At 65.0% G+C, this 16,758-nt stretch carries 15 protein-coding genes; 13 read left to right on the forward strand and 2 right to left on the reverse strand.

The annotated features are described in order from the left end of the window. Positions 1–39 precede the first annotated feature (39 nt). Both LOY33_RS10745 and LOY33_RS10750 read left to right on the forward strand, forming a co-directional pair. A complete protein-coding gene (locus LOY33_RS10745; protein WP_043864020.1) occupies positions 40–825 on the forward strand; it encodes a PhzF family phenazine biosynthesis protein in 786 nt (261 codons plus the stop codon). Positions 826–906: 81 nt separating this feature from the next. Further along, positions 907–1,125, forward strand: coding sequence for a hypothetical protein (locus tag LOY33_RS10750; protein ID WP_258662596.1), 219 nt, complete (start codon positions 907–909; stop codon positions 1,123–1,125). 45 nt (positions 1,126–1,170) lie between these two features. Here the strand turns inward: LOY33_RS10750 and LOY33_RS10755 are convergent, their stop codons facing one another. Next, complete coding sequence (locus tag LOY33_RS10755; RefSeq protein WP_052504313.1) at positions 1,171–2,046, reverse strand: helix-turn-helix domain-containing protein; 876 nt, start codon at positions 2,044–2,046, stop codon at positions 1,171–1,173. Between the two features lie 218 nt (positions 2,047–2,264). On the opposite strand from LOY33_RS10755, the gene LOY33_RS10760 reads away from it, so the two are divergent. The 7 genes from LOY33_RS10760 to LOY33_RS10790 all read left to right on the forward strand — a co-directional run bounded on the left by LOY33_RS10760 (position 2,265) and on the right by LOY33_RS10790 (position 9,434). Continuing rightward, the gene (locus tag LOY33_RS10760) at positions 2,265–3,119 is read left to right on the forward strand and encodes a hypothetical protein (RefSeq protein WP_213607376.1); all 855 of its coding nucleotides are present in this window, start codon (positions 2,265–2,267) and stop codon (positions 3,117–3,119) included. A 163-nt stretch (positions 3,120–3,282) separates the two neighbouring features. Next, positions 3,283–4,518 carry an MFS transporter gene (locus tag LOY33_RS10765; protein WP_258662597.1) on the forward strand — a complete coding sequence of 412 codons (1,236 nt, stop codon included), beginning with the start codon at positions 3,283–3,285 and terminating at the stop codon, positions 4,516–4,518. 186 nt (positions 4,519–4,704) lie between these two features. Further along, positions 4,705–5,535: a dihydroorotate dehydrogenase electron transfer subunit gene (locus tag LOY33_RS10770; RefSeq protein ID WP_229590188.1), complete on the forward strand. Its 831-nt coding sequence runs from the start codon at positions 4,705–4,707 to the stop codon at positions 5,533–5,535. Then, complete coding sequence (locus LOY33_RS10775; RefSeq protein WP_043864015.1) at positions 5,535–6,470, forward strand: dihydroorotate dehydrogenase; 936 nt, start codon at positions 5,535–5,537, stop codon at positions 6,468–6,470. The genes LOY33_RS10770 and LOY33_RS10775 overlap by 1 nt, the downstream gene beginning before the upstream one ends. After that, a complete protein-coding gene (locus LOY33_RS10780; protein ID WP_258662600.1) occupies positions 6,467–7,723 on the forward strand; it encodes a Zn-dependent hydrolase in 1,257 nt (418 codons plus the stop codon). The genes LOY33_RS10775 and LOY33_RS10780 overlap by 4 nt, the downstream gene beginning before the upstream one ends. Beyond that, positions 7,720–9,078 carry a dihydroorotase gene (locus LOY33_RS10785; protein ID WP_258662603.1) on the forward strand — a complete coding sequence of 453 codons (1,359 nt, stop codon included), beginning with the start codon at positions 7,720–7,722 and terminating at the stop codon, positions 9,076–9,078. The genes LOY33_RS10780 and LOY33_RS10785 overlap by 4 nt, the downstream gene beginning before the upstream one ends. Positions 9,079–9,104: 26 nt before the next feature. Further along, a complete protein-coding gene (locus tag LOY33_RS10790; RefSeq protein ID WP_054914373.1) occupies positions 9,105–9,434 on the forward strand; it encodes a hypothetical protein in 330 nt (109 codons plus the stop codon). A 39-nt stretch (positions 9,435–9,473) separates the two neighbouring features. Here the strand turns inward: LOY33_RS10790 and LOY33_RS10795 are convergent, their stop codons facing one another. Then, on the reverse strand, positions 9,474–10,376 hold the full coding sequence (locus tag LOY33_RS10795; protein WP_058540305.1) for a LysR substrate-binding domain-containing protein: 903 nt from the start codon (positions 10,374–10,376) through the stop codon (positions 9,474–9,476). A 148-nt stretch (positions 10,377–10,524) separates the two neighbouring features. Here LOY33_RS10795 and LOY33_RS10800 point away from each other — a divergent pair, with 148 nt between their 5' ends. The 4 genes from LOY33_RS10800 (at position 10,525) to LOY33_RS10815 (ending at position 16,742) form a co-directional block, all read left to right on the forward strand. Continuing rightward, positions 10,525–12,108 carry an amidohydrolase gene (locus LOY33_RS10800; RefSeq protein ID WP_210014135.1) on the forward strand — a complete coding sequence of 528 codons (1,584 nt, stop codon included), beginning with the start codon at positions 10,525–10,527 and terminating at the stop codon, positions 12,106–12,108. A gap of 93 nt (positions 12,109–12,201) precedes the next feature. After that, the gene (locus LOY33_RS10805) at positions 12,202–13,938 is read left to right on the forward strand and encodes an amidohydrolase (RefSeq protein WP_043864009.1); all 1,737 of its coding nucleotides are present in this window, start codon (positions 12,202–12,204) and stop codon (positions 13,936–13,938) included. A gap of 14 nt (positions 13,939–13,952) precedes the next feature. Further along, the gene (locus LOY33_RS10810) at positions 13,953–14,954 is read left to right on the forward strand and encodes a GTP-binding protein (RefSeq protein WP_100632656.1); all 1,002 of its coding nucleotides are present in this window, start codon (positions 13,953–13,955) and stop codon (positions 14,952–14,954) included. A 186-nt stretch (positions 14,955–15,140) separates the two neighbouring features. Further along, positions 15,141–16,742, forward strand: coding sequence for a 5-guanidino-2-oxopentanoate decarboxylase (locus LOY33_RS10815; RefSeq protein WP_258662604.1), 1,602 nt, complete (start codon positions 15,141–15,143; stop codon positions 16,740–16,742). Positions 16,743–16,758: the final 16 nt, after the last annotated feature.

Raw genomic sequence — 16,758 nt, forward strand, 5'->3', positions numbered from 1 at the left:
GATATTTTCTAGGCCCGACGATCATTACTTGGGTGCCCGATGCAACTCGATATTTTCCAGGTGGACGCTTTTTCTTCCGAGACGTTCGGCGGCAACCCGGCGGCTGTGTGCCCGCTGGACGCCTGGCTGCCTGATGCAACGCTGCAACGGATCGCAGCAGAGAACAATGTGTCCGAGACGGCCTATTGGGTACGTAACGGTGAGGTGTTCGAGCTGCGCTGGTTTACCCCCGCAGTGGAGGTCGATCTGTGCGGGCACGCCACGTTGGCCGCCGCCTGGGTGCTGTTCGAACAGCTTGGTGAATGCCGCGACACGCTGCGGTTTTCCACCCGCAGCGGTGAATTGCGAGTGCGCCGCGAAGGCGGTCGCCTGGCCATGGACTTTCCGGCCAAGCAGCCTGAAGCCGTAGCCCTGCCGCCTGGCCTGCTGCAGGCCCTGGGGCTGCAACAGGCCGAGGCGCTGTATCGCACGGACGATTACCTGGTAGTGGTCGAGGATGAAAGCATCGTCGCCGGGCTCGACCCCGACTTTGCCGCCCTGGCCGCATTCGAGGTGCGCGGGGTTGCCGTGACCGCGCCGGGTCGTCACATGGACTTCGTCTCGCGCTGGTTCGGGCCGCGAGTGGGGGTCAACGAAGACCCTGTCACCGGCTCGGCCCACACTTCGCTGGCGACCTACTGGGCCCAACGCCTGGGCAAGCGCAGCCTGAGTGCCGAGCAGGGCGGGGCGCGCAAGGGCCAACTGCACTGCGAAGTCCTGGACAACGACCGGGTCATCATCAGCGGTCACGCGGCGCTCTACCTGCGCGGCACCATCTTCATCTGAGGCCGGCCGGCCAAATCACTTCAAACTTTTCCTACCTCACGGGTTCTGCTTAGTAACACCCCGCACTCGAAGGAGAACCCGATGAAACCCACCGATACCAAACAGGGCGACAAGGTCCCGCGGCCACTCTCGTCGGACCAGGCGCAGAAGGGCACGCCATCCCCCGACCCGGTGCTGGAACAACCGGACCCGGATACCGAGGCAGTGGACAAGTTGATCACGCCGACGTCCATCAAGGAGCAGGAAGAAAAGACCCGCGAAATCCAGCGGCGCCTGGCCGAGGCGCAAGGGAAGGGCTGAAAGCGGCCCTGCCGGGTCCTGCGTGCCTTGGCGTGCCAGCGCCAGTCACAGCTTGGCGAGCAGGTGCTGCAGTTTTTTCGTGGCTTCGCGCCCGGAACAGGCGCGGCTGAGCAGGTCGCTGGACATGTTCTTGTACATGTCCACGGCCTGGGCAGAGGAGGTGACGCTGGCAATGCCCACATGCAGGTTGGGCAGCTCCCCTAGCCGGTAAGGGCTCACCGCCACGTAGCTGGTGGTCTTCTGCTCGAAGATCTGGAAGGTGGCGCTGGGCAGTGCCTCGTCGATCAGGTAGATACCCGGGTGATCGCTGTTGGTCTCGACGATGGAGATCAGGTTCTCGATTTCCTTGCGTGCCAGCAGGGCGCGCTCCATTCGCACGCTGGGGGGCAGGTCCAGGCGGCCTACCAGGCCGATGTGCAGGTAACGCTCGATCTGACGCAGGCTGACAATCGACCTGACCTGGAATTTTTCGCGAAAGAAGGTGGATTTGCGCTCGTCCAGAATGCTCAGAATCTGGCTCTCCATCGCTTCCTGTGCCGGGCTGAAGCCCTGCGGTCGAGCCTCGTGGAGCATGGTCTGAAACAGCGCCGAGTATTCGGGCGTGGTCAGCAGGTAGGAAAACGGGTCGAAGTAGGAGATGACGCTGCTGGAACGGGCCTCCAGCTGGCGCATGCGCTCGAAGTAGCCGAGGGCGTTGTCGAAGTACTCCGTATCGGAACCCAGCAGGCTGGTCAGCGACACCTTCAGCAGGTCGGCCAGGCGCTCCAGTGTGTCGAGTTTGACGATCTTGCCCAGTTCCAGGCGGTACACCGCAGCCCGCGAGATGCCGAGCTTGTCGGCCACCTGGTCGGCGTTGAGCTGGCGGCCGATGCGAAAGGCCCGGAGGCGCTCGCCGATTGCCTGGTAATCAATCTGGTTCACTGGGGGATCCTTGTCGTTTTTCGTGGTGGCATGTTCTACCAGATCGGCTTGACGAGGCCATGGCGCGAGTGTATCAATATTTAGACATGAACTGTTGCTTGTCCAAAAAATATAAAAAAGGCCGACACATGTCCACACCACCCTGCAGCTGCTGCGGCATCGCCTGCGCTGCCACCTGATACCACAACCCCACCCCCCACCTGATAGGAGCTTCCCTGATGAAGACTCGCATCGGCGCGCCCGCGTTCGCGCTTTTCATGACCCCGATGGTGATGGCTGGCCCGCCGCCAGCCTTCAGCGATACCTTTATCGGCTATCGCTACAGCAGCCATTTCTCGGACCCGGGCAAGCGCCAGGACATAGCCAAGCACATTGTCCAGCTTGCCCATGTGAGCAGCTACGCCCTGGGCCAGCAGTTCGCCAACGTGGATGTGTTCAAGTCCGACCGCGATGACCCGCGCAAGGACAGCAGCAGCGGCGCCACCGAGGTCTACCTGACCTACCGCAATCAGTTGCAGCATGCACGGGTGTTCGATCGGCCGCTGGCGTTCGGGCCGGTGAAGGACGTCGCGCTGACCCTGGGCCTGGACTGGAACACCAAGAACAACGCGTTCCAGTCGCGAAAGCGCATGATTTTGATAGGCCCGACCCTCAAGTTCGCGCTGCCGGCAGGGTTTCTCGACCTCAGCCTGTTCTATGCCAGGGAATGGAACCACTGCGGGCTCGACAGCTGCCGGCAGCCGGGCAACCATTCGCGCATGGCGTTCGACCCGTTCTACCAGCTGAACCTGACCTGGGGCATACCGTTCGCGCTGGGCAGCCTGCCGATGAAGTTCCAGGGCTTCTACAGCTACAGCGGCGAGAAGGGCGATGACTACCGGCGCAACCCGACGGCGGATGAACAGCTGATGCGCACCTCGCTGATGCTGGATGCAGGGGCTGTGCTGGGCGGCGCAAGAAACACGCTATGGATCGGGCCCGGATACGAGTACTGGCGCAACAAGTTCGGCAACCGCCGTGGCGACGGGATCGACGTGGACGCCTTGTCGATCAACCTGGAGTGGCATTTCTGAGCGCGGCGTTTTTTTTTGCGAGCCCGCAATCTAAATATTTAGACAATCGCGCAGGCTGGCAGTACGCTTTGTGAAGCCTTGCACGGGCGGACCGGCGGCGATCCTGGGCGGGTTCAGGCGTCAGCTGTCTAAAAAACCATACAAAAACAAGAGGTAAACCAAGATGGCTTCTTCCGAAAAGCGTCCGAAGAAGGACGCGTCACCCAAGAAGGCCCTGATAGCCAGCGTGACCGGCTATGCGATGGACGGTTTCGACCTGCTGATTCTCGGGTTCATGCTGCCGGCGATCACCATCGGTCTCGGTCTGAGTTCCTCGGAGGCTGGCTCGCTGGTGACATGGACGTTGCTGGGCGCCGTGGCCGGGGGGCTGATCTTCGGCCAACTGAGCGACCGCTATGGCCGGGTACGCATGCTGACCCTGTGCATCCTCACCTTCTCGATATTCACCGGGCTGTGCGCATTCGCCCAGGGCTACTGGGACCTGCTGATCTATCGAACCCTGGCCGGGTTCGGCCTGGGCGGGGAGTTCGGCATCGGCATGGCACTGATCGCCGAAACCTGGCCGGCCAACCGGCGCAATCGTGCTTCTTCCTATGTGGGCATGGGGTGGCAGGCCGGCGTGCTCGCCGCTGCATTGCTCACGCCATTGCTGCTGCCCTACATCGGCTGGCGCGGCATGTTCCTGGTCGGGTTGCTGCCGGCGTTCGTCTCGCTCGTGGTTCGCCATACCATGAGCGAGCCGGCAGAATTCGTGAAGGCCGCAGCCGACCCGGTGCCTTTCGCACGGCGCTTCACCGACCTGTTCAAGGACCGGCAGACCAGCAAGGCGAGCCTGGGGGTGATGGTGCTCACCTCGGTGCAGAACTTCGGCTACTACGGGCTGATGATCTGGATGCCCAGCTACCTGTCGAACAAGTTCGGCTTCTCGCTGATGGCCTCCGGAACCTGGACCGCAGTGACGGTGCTGGGCATGGCGTTCGGTATCTGGCTGTTCGGGCACCTGGCCGACCGTTTCGGACGCAAGCGCATGTTCCTGCTGTATCAGGCCGGCGCAGCGTTCATGGTCATCGCCTATGCCAACCTCGACAACCCCACGGTCATGCTGTTTGCCGGCGCGATCATGGGCATCTTCGTCAACGGCATGATCGGTGGCTACGGCGCATTGATCTCCGATCTGTACCCCGCGCAGATCCGTGCCACGGCGCAGAACGTGCTGTTCAACGTGGGCAGGGCCGCCGGTGGCTTCGGGCCGCTGTTGGTGGGCGCCGTAGCGCTGCACTATTCGTTCTCGGCGGCCATCATGCTGCTTGCCTCGTTGTATGGGGTGGCGATGCTCGCGACGGTGTTGCTGCTTCCCGCCTGCCAGGCCCACGACGTGCCGAAGCCGCAGCCGGCCTAGCCCGGCGGGATGGTTATGAATTTGCCCTGGCTTATTCGTATCAAAAATTAGACAGAAACACCGAGCTGCAGTACAGTCAGCTTACGCAATCGCTGAAACACCGCTTCATCTGCCGCTTCATCACTGAGGCGGCATTTAATTTTGACCGTGCTGTATAAAAATTTAGACAAATGCGAGGCCACCTCAATGAACGTGATTTCCGGCTGCTGCCAGGCGAGTGCCCTGACTCCCCCAGACGACACCTTGGCGGTCGTGATTTCCAACCAATGGGTCAACGATGAATACAAGCGCCTGGTGCTACAGGCCGACGGCGCCGCCAGCCAGTCGCTTCCGGGGCAGTTCTTCAACCTGCTGTGCCCGAGTGAAGGCGAGCACAAGCCGTACTTCCGTCGCCCCATGAGCACCTACAAGGCCGACCCGGCCACGGGCCAGGTGGAGTTTCTGTACAAGGTGACCGGCAAGGGCACCTATGGCCTGGAGACGCTTGGCCAGGCGCAGACCGTGGAGATCCTAGGCCCGCTGGGCAAGGGCTTCGACCTGCAGCCGGGGTGGCAGCACATGATCATCGTGGCCCGGGGCGTGGGGCTGGCCACCCTGGCGCCGCTGGCCGAAGCGGCGCATCGGCTGGGCATCCGCCTGACCGCAGTGCTGAGTGCCCGCAGCGAGAAGAGCCTGCTTTCGCGCGAGCGCTTCGCCTCGCTGGGGGCCGACGTGCGGGTGGTGCTGGATGAGGATGGCAGCAGCTCGCCCGAACGGCTCGAACCGCTGCTGCGCCAGATCATCGCCCATGAAGGCACCGATGCGCTGTTCACGTGTGGCTCCAGGCGGCTGACCCAGTTGCTGAAGAAGCTGAGCGCCGAGCTCGGCCTGGTGGGCCAGGTAGCGCTGGAGCAACAGATGGTGTGCGGCCTGGGCATGTGCCAGTGCTGCGTCGAGGTGTTCGAGGTGGACGGGCTCAGGGTGGGCAAGCGGGTATGCCTCGAAGGCCCTGTATTCGACCTGGCGGAGGTGGTGTGATGATCAATCTGAGCGTACAGGTCGGCGGGTTGCGCCTGAAGAACCCGGTGATGCCGGCATCGGGCACCTTTGCCGAAGAGCTTGCCCACCTGCTGGACTTCAACCAGCTGGGTGCACTGGTGACCAAGACCATCACCACCGAAAAGCGCAGCGGCAACCCGATGCCGCGGGTCTGCGAGCTGAACGACGGGATGATGAATGCCATCGGCATTCCCAGCAAAGGCGCGCAGCTGTTCATCGACAAGGTGGTGCCGTTCTACCGCGACTACGACGCGCCGTTGATCGTGAGCATTTCGGCGCCCACGGCCCAGGGCTTTGCCGACCTGGCGGCGCGGCTGAGCGATGTGCCAGGCGTGGCCGGCATCGAGGCCAATATCTCGTGCCCCAACCTGGAAGCGCATGGCCAGTCGTTCGGCATGCAGGCTGAAAGTACCCGCGACGTGGTGGAGCTGATGCGCCAGGTCACCTCGTTGCCGCTGTGGGTCAAGCTGACCCCCAATGCCGGCGAGGTGGTGCCGGTTGCCCTGGCTGCGCAGGAGGCCGGGGCCGATGCCGTCGTGGTGGGCAACACGCTGCTCGGGTTGTCGGTGGACATCGAGCGAGGCCGCGCGCGGCTGGGCAACTTCATGGGCGGCATATCCGGCGCCGCCATCCGCCCGCTGATGGTGCGCCTGACCTATCAATGCGCCCAGGCGCTGGAAATTCCGGTGATTGGCTGCGGTGGCATTGCCACGGCCGACGATGCGCTGGAGTTCATCTATGCCGGCGCCTCGGCGGTGCAAGTGGGTACGGCCACCTTCCTGCACCCGAAAACCATGAACACCATGGTGTCTGAACTGGAGGCCTATTGCCGGCGCAAGGGCGTTGCCTCGATCAGCACCCTGATCGGCGCCCTCGACGATTTGCCCGCCGAGCCGTTTGGAGCCTTGCCATGATCGCGCAATGGCCTGAACAGGCCGCCAGACTGTTCGACACCATCGCCGCCTTGTCACGCGATGCCCAGGAGGGGATCACCCGCGAAAGCTACGGCCCCGGCGAGAGTGACGCCATCGCCTGCCTGAGCGACTTCGCCTTGACCCAGGGGCTGGAGGTGGCAACCGACCGTGCGGGCAACGTGATCTTCACGCGCAAGAGCGACAATGGCCAGCCCGCACTGTGGTACGGCTCGCACCTGGACTCGGTGCCCCAGGGCGGCAACTACGACGGCCTGGCCGGCGTTGTGGCGGGCCTGCTGTGCCTGTGCCGGCTCGACCGCGAGGGCGTGGCCACGGCGCAGCCGGTGCGGGTCATCGGGCTGCGTGGCGAGGAGAGCGCCTGGTACGGCAAGTCGTACATCGGTTCGCGTGCGCTGGTCGGCGGGTTGAGCGAGCACGACCTGCAACTGACCAACCGCTTCAGCCAGCGCACCCTGGGCCAGGCCATGCAGGCCGTGGGGGCCGACCTGACAGCGATTGGCCGTCAGCAGTGGCTGGTCGATCGCACCCAGTTTGCCGGCTATCTGGAAGTGCATATCGAGCAGGCGCAGTCGCTGGAGCGCATGGGGCAGGCCGTGGGGATCGTGCCCGGCATCCGCGGCAACCTGCGCCATAACCAGGTTCGCTGCCTGGGCGAAGATGGCCATTCGGGCGCCGTGGCTCGGGAGGACCGCCACGACGCCGTGTTTGCCGTGAGCGAGCTGGTGGCCCGCATCGACCAATGCTGGCGTGAGTACCTCGCCGCCGGGCGAGACCTGGTGGTTACCGTCGGCACACTGGGGACCAACGCGGCGCACCATGCCGTCTCGCGTATTCCCGGCGAGGTCAGCTTCAGCCTCGAGATGCGCAGCCTCGACATGGCCACGCTCGAGGCCTTTCACGCGGTTGCGCTGCACGAGGCAAAGGCCATCGAGCAGGCCCGCCAGGTTCGCTTCGAGTTCGACCTGCGTATCGACACGGCCCCGGCGGCCATGCACGCCCCCTGGGTCGAGGCGCTGGTGCGCCAGGCCCGCCAACAAGGCTGGCAGGGCGTGCTCACCCCCAGCGGGGCCGGCCATGACGCTGCGGTTTTCGCCAACGTCGGCATCCCCAGCGCCATGCTGTTCATCCGCAACCAGCACGGCTCGCACAACCCCCACGAGGCCATGGCCCTGGACGACTTTCTGGTGGCCACCGAGGTGCTCTACCACACGACACTGGAGCTGACACCATGAGCGTACCCCGCAATGCCTGGTTGATCCGCAACGCGACCCTGGTGAATGAAGGCCGCACCTGGGCGGCCGATGTGCGGCTGCGCGAGGGCCGCATCGACTGCATCGGGCAGGCCCTGCAGCCGCTTGCCGGGGAGGGCGTGATCGAGGCGCACGGCCTGTGGCTGCTGCCGGGAATGATCGACGATCAGGTGCACTTCAGGGAGCCCGGCCTGACCCACAAGGCGGACATCGCCAGCGAGTCGCGGGCCTGTGCAGCGGGCGGCATCACCAGTTTCATGGAGATGCCCAACACCAACCCGCCCGCGCTCGATCGGGCCAGCCTGGAAGCCAAGTACGCCATCGCCGCCGCATCGAGCGTGGTCAACTACGCCTTCTACATGGGGGCAAGCAACGACAACCTGGCCGCCATTCGCGCCATCGACCCGGCCAGCACGCCAGGGCTGAAGGTGTTCATGGGGGCCTCGACCGGCAACATGCTGGTGGATGACCCCGAGGTATTGAACGAGATCTTTCGGGTTTCGCCGGTGCCGATCATCACCCATTGCGAAGACACGCCCATGATCAATGCCGAGCTGGAAAAGGCCAGGGCGCGCTTTGGCGAGGACATTCCGGCCCGCGAGCACCCGCTGATCCGTTCGCGCCAGGCGTGCATCAGGTCCACTCGGCTGGCCATCGAGCTGGCGCGCAAGCACGGCACGCGCCTGCATGTGCTGCACATCTCCACGGCAGAAGAGCTGCAGCTGTTCGAGCCCGGCCCCCTCAGCGGCAAGCGCATCACCGCCGAAACCTGCGTGCACTTTCTGCACTTCACCGATCACGACTACGAGCGGCTGGGCTTTCTGATCAAGTGCAACCCGGCGATCAAGTCGGCCAGCGACCGCGACGCCATCGTCAAGGCGCTGGCCGAAGGTCGGCTCGACGTGCTGGCGACCGACCATGCCCCGCACCTGCTCGAAGAAAAGCGCAGCACTTACGCCAAGGCGCCGTCAGGCATTCCGTTGGTGCAGTACGCGCTGCAGGCCGCCCTGGAGCGCGTCTTCTGCGGGGAGCTGAGCCTGGAGCGCCTGGTCGAGGTAGTCAGCCACGCACCGGCGCAGCTGTTCCAGGTCAGTGGCCGGGGCTACCTGCGCGAAGGTTACGCCGCCGACCTGGTGCTCGTCGACCCGCAGCGCCCGCACCGGGTGAGCAATGACCAGGTGCTGTCCAAATGCGGCTGGACGCCGTTTGCCGGTACCGAGTTCTCATCGAGCATCGTCGCCACGTTCGTCAATGGCGAACGGGTGTGGGACGGCGCCACGGTGAACAGTGCAGTCCGTGGGCAACGACTTTCCTTCAACCGCGCCACGCCTGCCTAGTGGCGCAACAAGAGGTACGAACAACGATGAATTTTCATGAAATGGTGCAACGCTTCGCCGCCGCGCTGCCGGGCACCGACTCGTTCAAGCAGGCCAACGCCGACTGTGAGGCCATCATCCGTGACCAGCCGTTCCAGGCCGGCGCGGCCTTTCTGGTCGCGGGCTTTTGCCGCAGCTACGTGCTCATCTACGAGGATCAGGGGCTGGAGCACGACTTCGCCCTGCGCAACCAGCGCCAGCTGCTCGAGTACATGAACAGCCTGCAGGCGGCACTGGCGACGTGCGATCACGCGATTGCGCACCAGGCGCTGATCGAGGTGGTAACCCATTACGCCAGGAGCGAGCGGATTTTCTAGGGCGGCGGCTGGCGGCGCCAGCAGGCCGGAGCCAACGGCCTAGAGCGCCGTCCAGGACTGCCTCGAAGCCTGCAGCTGGTTCTTGATCCAGTTGGTAAAGGCCCGCACGGCGGGCCGTTCGCACTTCTGCAGGTCGGTGACCAGGTAGTAGCCGCGGTGCGAGTGGATGACGATATCGAAGGGGCGCACCAGCAGCCCCTTGGCCATGGAGTCGCCACACAACAGGTTGTCGCCCATGGCAACGCCCTGGGCCGCGATGCACGCCGCCTGTGCGCAATGTGCATCGGAAAACAGGATGCCGGTGGCCACGTTCAGCTCCGGGGTGTTCGCCGCCGCCTGCCACACCCGCCAGTCGCTGTAGTCGCTCATGTGCAGCAATGGGAACGCGGCCAGGTCCTGCGGGGTCTTGAGCCCGCCCAGGGCGTTGATCAGCCGCGGGCTGCAGACCGGAAAGTAGTTCAGCGCCGCTATCTGTTCCACCTGCATGCCAGGCCAGTCGCCGATACCGTAGGAGATGAACAGGTCGGCGTTGTGGTTGCTCACATCATCCGCCGTGGTCGGTGTGACCATGTGCAACTGGACCTGGGGGTATTCCTTCACGAAGCCGCCGATGTGATGGCACAGCCAGTAGGTGGAAAACCCCGAGCTGCAACTGATGGTCAACTTGCCATACACCTCCTGGTCATCGACCCGCCGGCCTGCATCCTCCAGGTTGGCCAGCAGGCGCTGGATCTCCCGGGCGTAGCGTTCGCCGCGAAACGTCAGCGAGATACCCCGGCCCTGGCGCTCGGTCAGGGCAAAGCCGAGGGTGTCCTCCATGCCCGTGATCTGATGGCTGATGGCGCTGCGGGTGAGGTTGAGCTCAAGCGCCGCGGCAGTCACGCTGCCCAACCGGGCAACCGCTTCCAGGGCACGTAACGCGGGCATCGAGGGTAGACGCATGGGGCGCTCCACTGACTTATTGTTGAGCAAATATAAACATTAATGGCGAAATAAATCGATTGTCGTATTTTCTGGTTCAACAATACTAGGCAGGCCCTGCGGGTCCGAGCCGCTCAGCGGGGTCACATACCAATAAGGAATGCCCTGCATGATCGAGCCCAAGGCCTTTGCCCAGAACTGGGTGGACCAACAGCAAACGACCCTGTCCGACTGGCACCAGGTGATCTGGCACTATGCCGAGCCGGCCTTTCGCGAGTACAAGTCCTGCGCCTGGTACGTCGAGCTGCTGCGCAGGCAAGGGTTCGAGGTGGAGGAGGGCAGCGGCGGCATGCCTACCGCTTTCTGTGCCACGTTTCGCAACGGCGACGGCCCTGTGCTGGCGACCTACGCGGAGTACGACGCGGTGCCGGGCAACAACCAGGCGGCGACCACCCGGCGCCAGCCGCGCGAAGGGCTGTCGCGTTTCGCCCCGGGGCATACCGACCCTCATTCGGCGCTGGGCATCAGTGCCCTGGGGGGCCTGCTGGCCGCCAAGGCCGCCATGCTCGAACATGGCCTCGCGGGCACGCTGAAATTCTTCGGCGAGCCGGCGGAAAAGCTGCGCGCCTCCAAGCCGGTGCACGCGGCCAAGGGCTATTACGATGACCTGGACGCGGCCATCAGCTTCCACCCCACGTACATGCTGCCGCTGAACAACACCACTACCTGGGATACGCACTGCGGCATCGCCTACGCCTACATCTATACCTTCACCTGCGATTCGCCCCAGGACTGGATCGCAGCGGACAAGTACAGCCCGATCCCGCAGAACCACCTGGCCGCCAGGGCGCCTGGGGCCAACGACGCGCTGGTGCACTTCTATACCCTGAACGAGAGCATGCGCCGCTCCACGTTGCCGTTCACCGGGCTGTGGAGCTACAACGAGGCGATCCTCACCGCCGGCCAGGCCACGGCCGACAACCTGCCGCCGCACATCGCGCAGATCCAGTACCTGTCGCGCTGCGACTCGCTCGAGCAGGCCGAGGCCATCTCCCAGGTGATGGACAACAACGCTGCCGCCGCCGCCCTGGCCACCGGCTGCCAGTGGAACAAGACCTGGGTGTGCAAGTCCCGTGGCGGGCTGCCCAACCATGTGCTGGCGCAGGCCACCTACGACAACCTGCAGGCCATCGGCGCCCCCACCTGGGACGACGAGGCCATCGCCATCGCGCAGCAGATCCAGGGCAACCTGGGGCTCGAACCCATGGCCCGGCCGTTTCTGCCCGAAACCGAAACCCTGATCGACCCACAGGAGTGCGAGCGCCTGCTGCGCCAGCAGATGCCCGCCTGGCAAAAGCACCTGACCTCGGACGACTACCCCGAATACACCTGGCATTGCCCGACCGTGCGCCTGCTGGTGGCCCGCCCGATGCTCTCGGCACCGCCTGGCTACACCTACCCGGACTGGGTGCCCAATGCCCTGGGCGGCATCCGCCAGACCATCGACCCGATGATCCAGGTGGCGGCCAAGACCATCGGTGCCACCCTGATCGACCTGCTCACGCGGCCCGAGCTGCTGGCCGCCGCCCGCCAGGAATTCACCGAGCGTACCGGCGGCGGCATTGGCGGCACACGCTGGCAGGCGCCGCTGCTGCCCCGGGACTTCAAGGTCCCGCATGACTTCCGCTGGCCCGAATACATCCGCACCGCCCGTGGCGAGGAGTGGTGGATTCCGGCCCGGGACGACGAATAGCCGACCGGCGACGGCGCCTGCGGCGCCTTTTACCCAACCTGGTTTTCTTGGACTGGTGCCGCGCGGCGGTGCCATGCAAAGGTGTTCCCTGCGATGAGTGCGATGACCGATTACCGCTCCAGCCATGTGCCCGGCCCCCAAGGCGCCGCCGACCTGGTGTTTCTGAATGGCCGCATCTATACGGTCGATGAGTCTGCCCCCTGGGCCGAAGCCGTGGCCATTCGCAATGGCAGCTTCGTCGCGGTGGGCAGCAACGACGAGGCGAAGGCGTTCGTCGGCCCGCGCACCCAGGTGGTGGACCTGGACGGCCGTTTCGTGATGCCGGGTATCTACGACATGCACACCCACCCGGACCTCAAGCTTGCGCCCGGGTACTCCGGCTACCTCGAAGTCGGCGTCAGCGATCCGACCCCGGAGCAGGTGCGCCAGGCCATTCTCGACTATGCGGCCGAGCACCCGGGCGACGGCTGGGTGTATGGGCAGTACTTCGTGCGCTACACCTTCAAGCAGGCCGGGCTGGTGCCGTCGCGGCAATGGCTGGACAGCGTGCTGCCGGACCGCCCGGTGGCGATCCTGGATCGCTCCTGGGGCTGCATGATGGTCAACTCCAGGGCGCTCGAGATCGCCGGGATCGACGCCGACACCATCGACCCGCGCCACGGCTACATCGAGCGCGACAGCGTCACCGGCGAGCCGACCGGCATCCTGGTGGACGGTGCCTATGCACTGATGCACGCCGCCATGCCGCCCACGCCGCAACACGCCCTGAAGCGTGCCTATCGCGAAGGGGTGTGGTTCCAGAGCGGTCATGGGGTGGTGGGCACCAAGTATGTGCACGTGTGCGAGCACCGTCTCAATGCGCTCAAGGCCATCGACCAGGCGGGCGAGCTGTCGGTGCGCGTGGAGGCCGCGATCAGCTGGCAGGACGACATCTTCCCGGTCAAGCGTCGCTGGGAGCTGCTGGCGGGTGAGCGTCACTTCTATCGCAGCGCACGGCTCAACGCCAATGCGGTCAAGTTCCACTTCGACGGCACCCACGAATCGCGCTCGTCGTACCTGTCCAGCGCATGGCCGGGCGAGGAGCGCTGGCGCGGCCACCTCAACCTGACCCCCGAGCACATCACCGACATGGTGGTGGACATGGACCGCCGGGGTATCCGGGTCATCGCCCATTGCACCGGTGACGGCGCCTCCGACCTGTTCCTCGATGCCGTGGCTATGGCGCGGGCCAAGAACGGGCCCGACGGCGTGCGCCACCAGTGCGCGCACAGCACCACTTTGCTGGATGCCAACCTGCCGCGTTTTGCCGCGCTCAACGTCACCGCCGAGTTCTCCCCGGTGGGCTGGTTCCCTTCATCGTTCGCCAACGCCCGCGCCGTGTTCGGCGAGGACCGCATGCAGCGCGCCTACAACTTCAAGGGCGTGTTCGAGCATGGCGGCGTCGCGGTGATGGGCACCGACTGGCCGGTGTCCAGCATCAACCCCTGGATCGGCTTCGAGGCCATGGTCACCCGGCAGAACCCGTTCGGCGAGGAGCAGGGCAGTTTCTACGGCTCGCCCATCAGCCTGGAGCAGGCCATGCGCGTGATGACCATCAACGGGGCGTGGTGCATGGGTATCGAGGACAAGGCCGGCTCCATCGAGACGGGCAAGTCCGCCGACCTGATCGTGCTCGATCGCAACCTGTTCGAAGTGGAGCCCAAGGGCAACATCCACAACACCCAGGTGCAGATCACCGTGCTCGAAGGTGAAATCACCTGGGACCGCAACGGCGAGTTCGATGCCGGCACCCACGCGGCCACCTGGCGCCGTGAACTCCCCAACTTCTGAGGCGGGCCGTTTTGATGAACAAGCAGTCTCCCATTCCGGTGACGCTGGTGTCGGGGTTTCTCGGCTCCGGCAAGACCACCCTGCTCAACAAGATCCTGGGCAGCGATCACGGCTTGCGCATGGCGGTGATGGTCAATGACTTTGGCGCGATCAACATCGACAGCGAGCTGATCGTCAGCCAGACCCAGACCACCCTCAGCCTGGCCAACGGCTGCATCTGCTGCACGGTTGAAAGCGACCTGATCGAGCAACTGGGGCGCCTGCTCGGCGACCGGCAGAACCGCCCGGAGTACATTCTGATCGAGGCGAGCGGGGTGTCGAGCCCGGGCAAGATCGCCCGCACGCTGAAGTACCCGCAGTTTCGCGATGCGCTGTCGATCGACAGCATCATCACGGTGGTGGACACCGAGCAATTCGGGCAGCTCGAGGGCGAGATGGCGCAGTTGGCCATGGACCAGCTGGACGTGGCGGACATCATCGTGCTGAACAAGGTGGACCGGGTCGAACGCAGCCAGATCGAGGCGCTCAAGAGCCGCTGGCTGTACCCCCGGGCGCGAATGCTCGAATGCCAGTATGGCGATGTGCCGCTGGAGCTGGTGCTGGGCGTGGGGCGCGGCAACCCGCTGGCGTCGTTCACGCCGGTCAAGGCGGCCTCAGCGCCGAGCCTGGGCGGGCACGCGGCAGATCACGCCAGCGTGTTCGAGTCCTGGAGTTTCGCCAGCGACAGACCGATGGCACTCGACACGCTGCGCGCGACGCTGGCGCAGCTGCCGGCGTCGATCTATCGGGCCAAGGGCACGCTGCACATCGCCGAAGTGCCGGGCAAGCGGTTCATCATGCACCTGGTCGGCAGCCGCTGCGAGATCCTGCCCGACCGCGCCTGGGGCGATGAAACGCCCCACACCCGGCTCGTGTGCATCGGCAAGCGCGGCACCCTGGCCCCCGAGGCGCTCGAGGCAGGCTTCCAGGCGTGCGTTGTCCACACAAATGACAAGCTTTATTCACATCATGGGTGAAGCGGAGTTGGCGACGGCCTCTAGCAGGTTCAGCAATGTGGGTGGTAGTGGCCTTCTGGCCTGTGCGGAGGGGGCAGGAGTGGTGAGCAGATATCAACAATCAGCCAAATTTAATTCGATTGTGGTTGCCCAGCATCTACTGAAAAATGCCTCGGCGGTCTGGTAAAAATAACAGGAGAAGACCCAATGACTAGTTGTGCTCAGGCGCTCGTCAAACTGCTTGAAGGTTATGGTGTGGACACCGTGTTCGGTATTCCGGGCGTGCACACTGTTGAGTTGTATCGCGGATTGCACGGTAGCCGGCTTCGCCATATCAGCCCTCGCCACGAGCAGGGCGCAGGGTTCATGGCGGACGGCTATGCCCGAGCCAGTGGCAAGCCGGGGGTGTGCTTCATCATCACAGGCCCCGGCATGACCAACATTCTGACCGCCATGGGCCAGGCCTACGCCGACTCGGTGCCGATGCTGGTGATTTCCACCACCAGCCGTCGCGAGCACCAGCGGCTGGGGCACGGTTACCTGCACGAGCTGCCTGACCAGCGCGCGATGGTGGCCGGCGTGTGTGCCTTCAGCCATACCCTGCAGCGCCCGCAGGAACTGCCGGAGGTGATTGCCCGTGCCTTCGCGCTGTTCGGTTGCGCCCGGCCGCGCCCGGTTCATATCGAGATCCCGCTGGATGTGCTGGAAATGCCGGCCGATGGCCTGGACCTGAGCCCTCGCGCATTGCCGCTGGCCAGCGCGCCTGCCGAGGCGGCTGTACAGCAGGCCGCCGCCCTGCTGGGCGCGGCACGGCGGCCGCTGATTCTCGCCGGCGGCGGCGCGCGCGGTGCCAGTGATGCACTGCGGGCACTGGCCGAGCGTCTCCAGGCTCCCGTTGCGCTGACCACCAATGCACGCGGCATCCTGCCGCCTGCGCACCCGCTGCTGCTCGATGGCGTGCAATCGTCCGCCCATGGCCGTGCACTTTTCGCCCAGGCGGATGTGGTGCTGGCGGTGGGCACCGAGCTGGGCGAAACCGACTACGACTTCTTCGGCCTCGGGCCACTGGCCCTGCAGGTGCCGGTGATTCGCCTGGACATCGACCCGATGCAGATCCTGGGCGTGCAACGCGCAGCCGTCGGGCTGCTTGGCGACGCACGGTTGGGGCTGCAGGCCCTGATCGCAGCGCTGCCCGGGGCGGCCGCAGACAGTGACTGGGCCGCGTTGAACGTGCCGCGGGTCAATGCCGCCGAGCGCGGCAGCTGGACCGGCAGGCAGCAGGCCATGCAGGCGCTGCTGGATACGCTGCGCGACAGCCTGCCGGCGCCGATCCTGGTTGGCGATTCGACGCAGCCGGTGTACCAGGGCGCGCTGGGCTACCGCGCACCGGCCCCGTGCACCTGGTTCAACGCCGGTACCGGGTACGGAACGCTGGGCTACGGCCTCCCGGCGGCCATCGGTGCCAAGGTTGCCCTGCCTGAACGTGCCGTGGTGGCGCTGGTGGGCGATGGTGGTTTGCAGTTCTCGAGCGCCGAACTGATCGCGGCGCGCGAGCACGGCATCGGGGTCATCCTGGTGCTGTGGAACAACCAGTGCTACGGCGAAATTCGCGACTACATGACGGCGCGCGACATTGCGCCCCTGGGCGTGGACATCCTCACGCCGGACTTCGCGGCGTTCGCACGCTCCTGTCATGTGCAGTACCACACCGCCGGCAGCCTGGACGGGTTGCGCGATCTGCTGCAAGGCCTGGAGAGCGGCGAGCCGCATGTCATCGAACTGAACGCCTCGGACTTTCTGCCTGCCTGACGGGGCTGTCCGGTCG

Origin of the sequence: Pseudomonas sp. B21-036 (genome assembly GCF_024748925.1) — a bacterium.
Lineage (GTDB): Bacteria > Pseudomonadota > Gammaproteobacteria > Pseudomonadales > Pseudomonadaceae > Aquipseudomonas > Aquipseudomonas palmensis.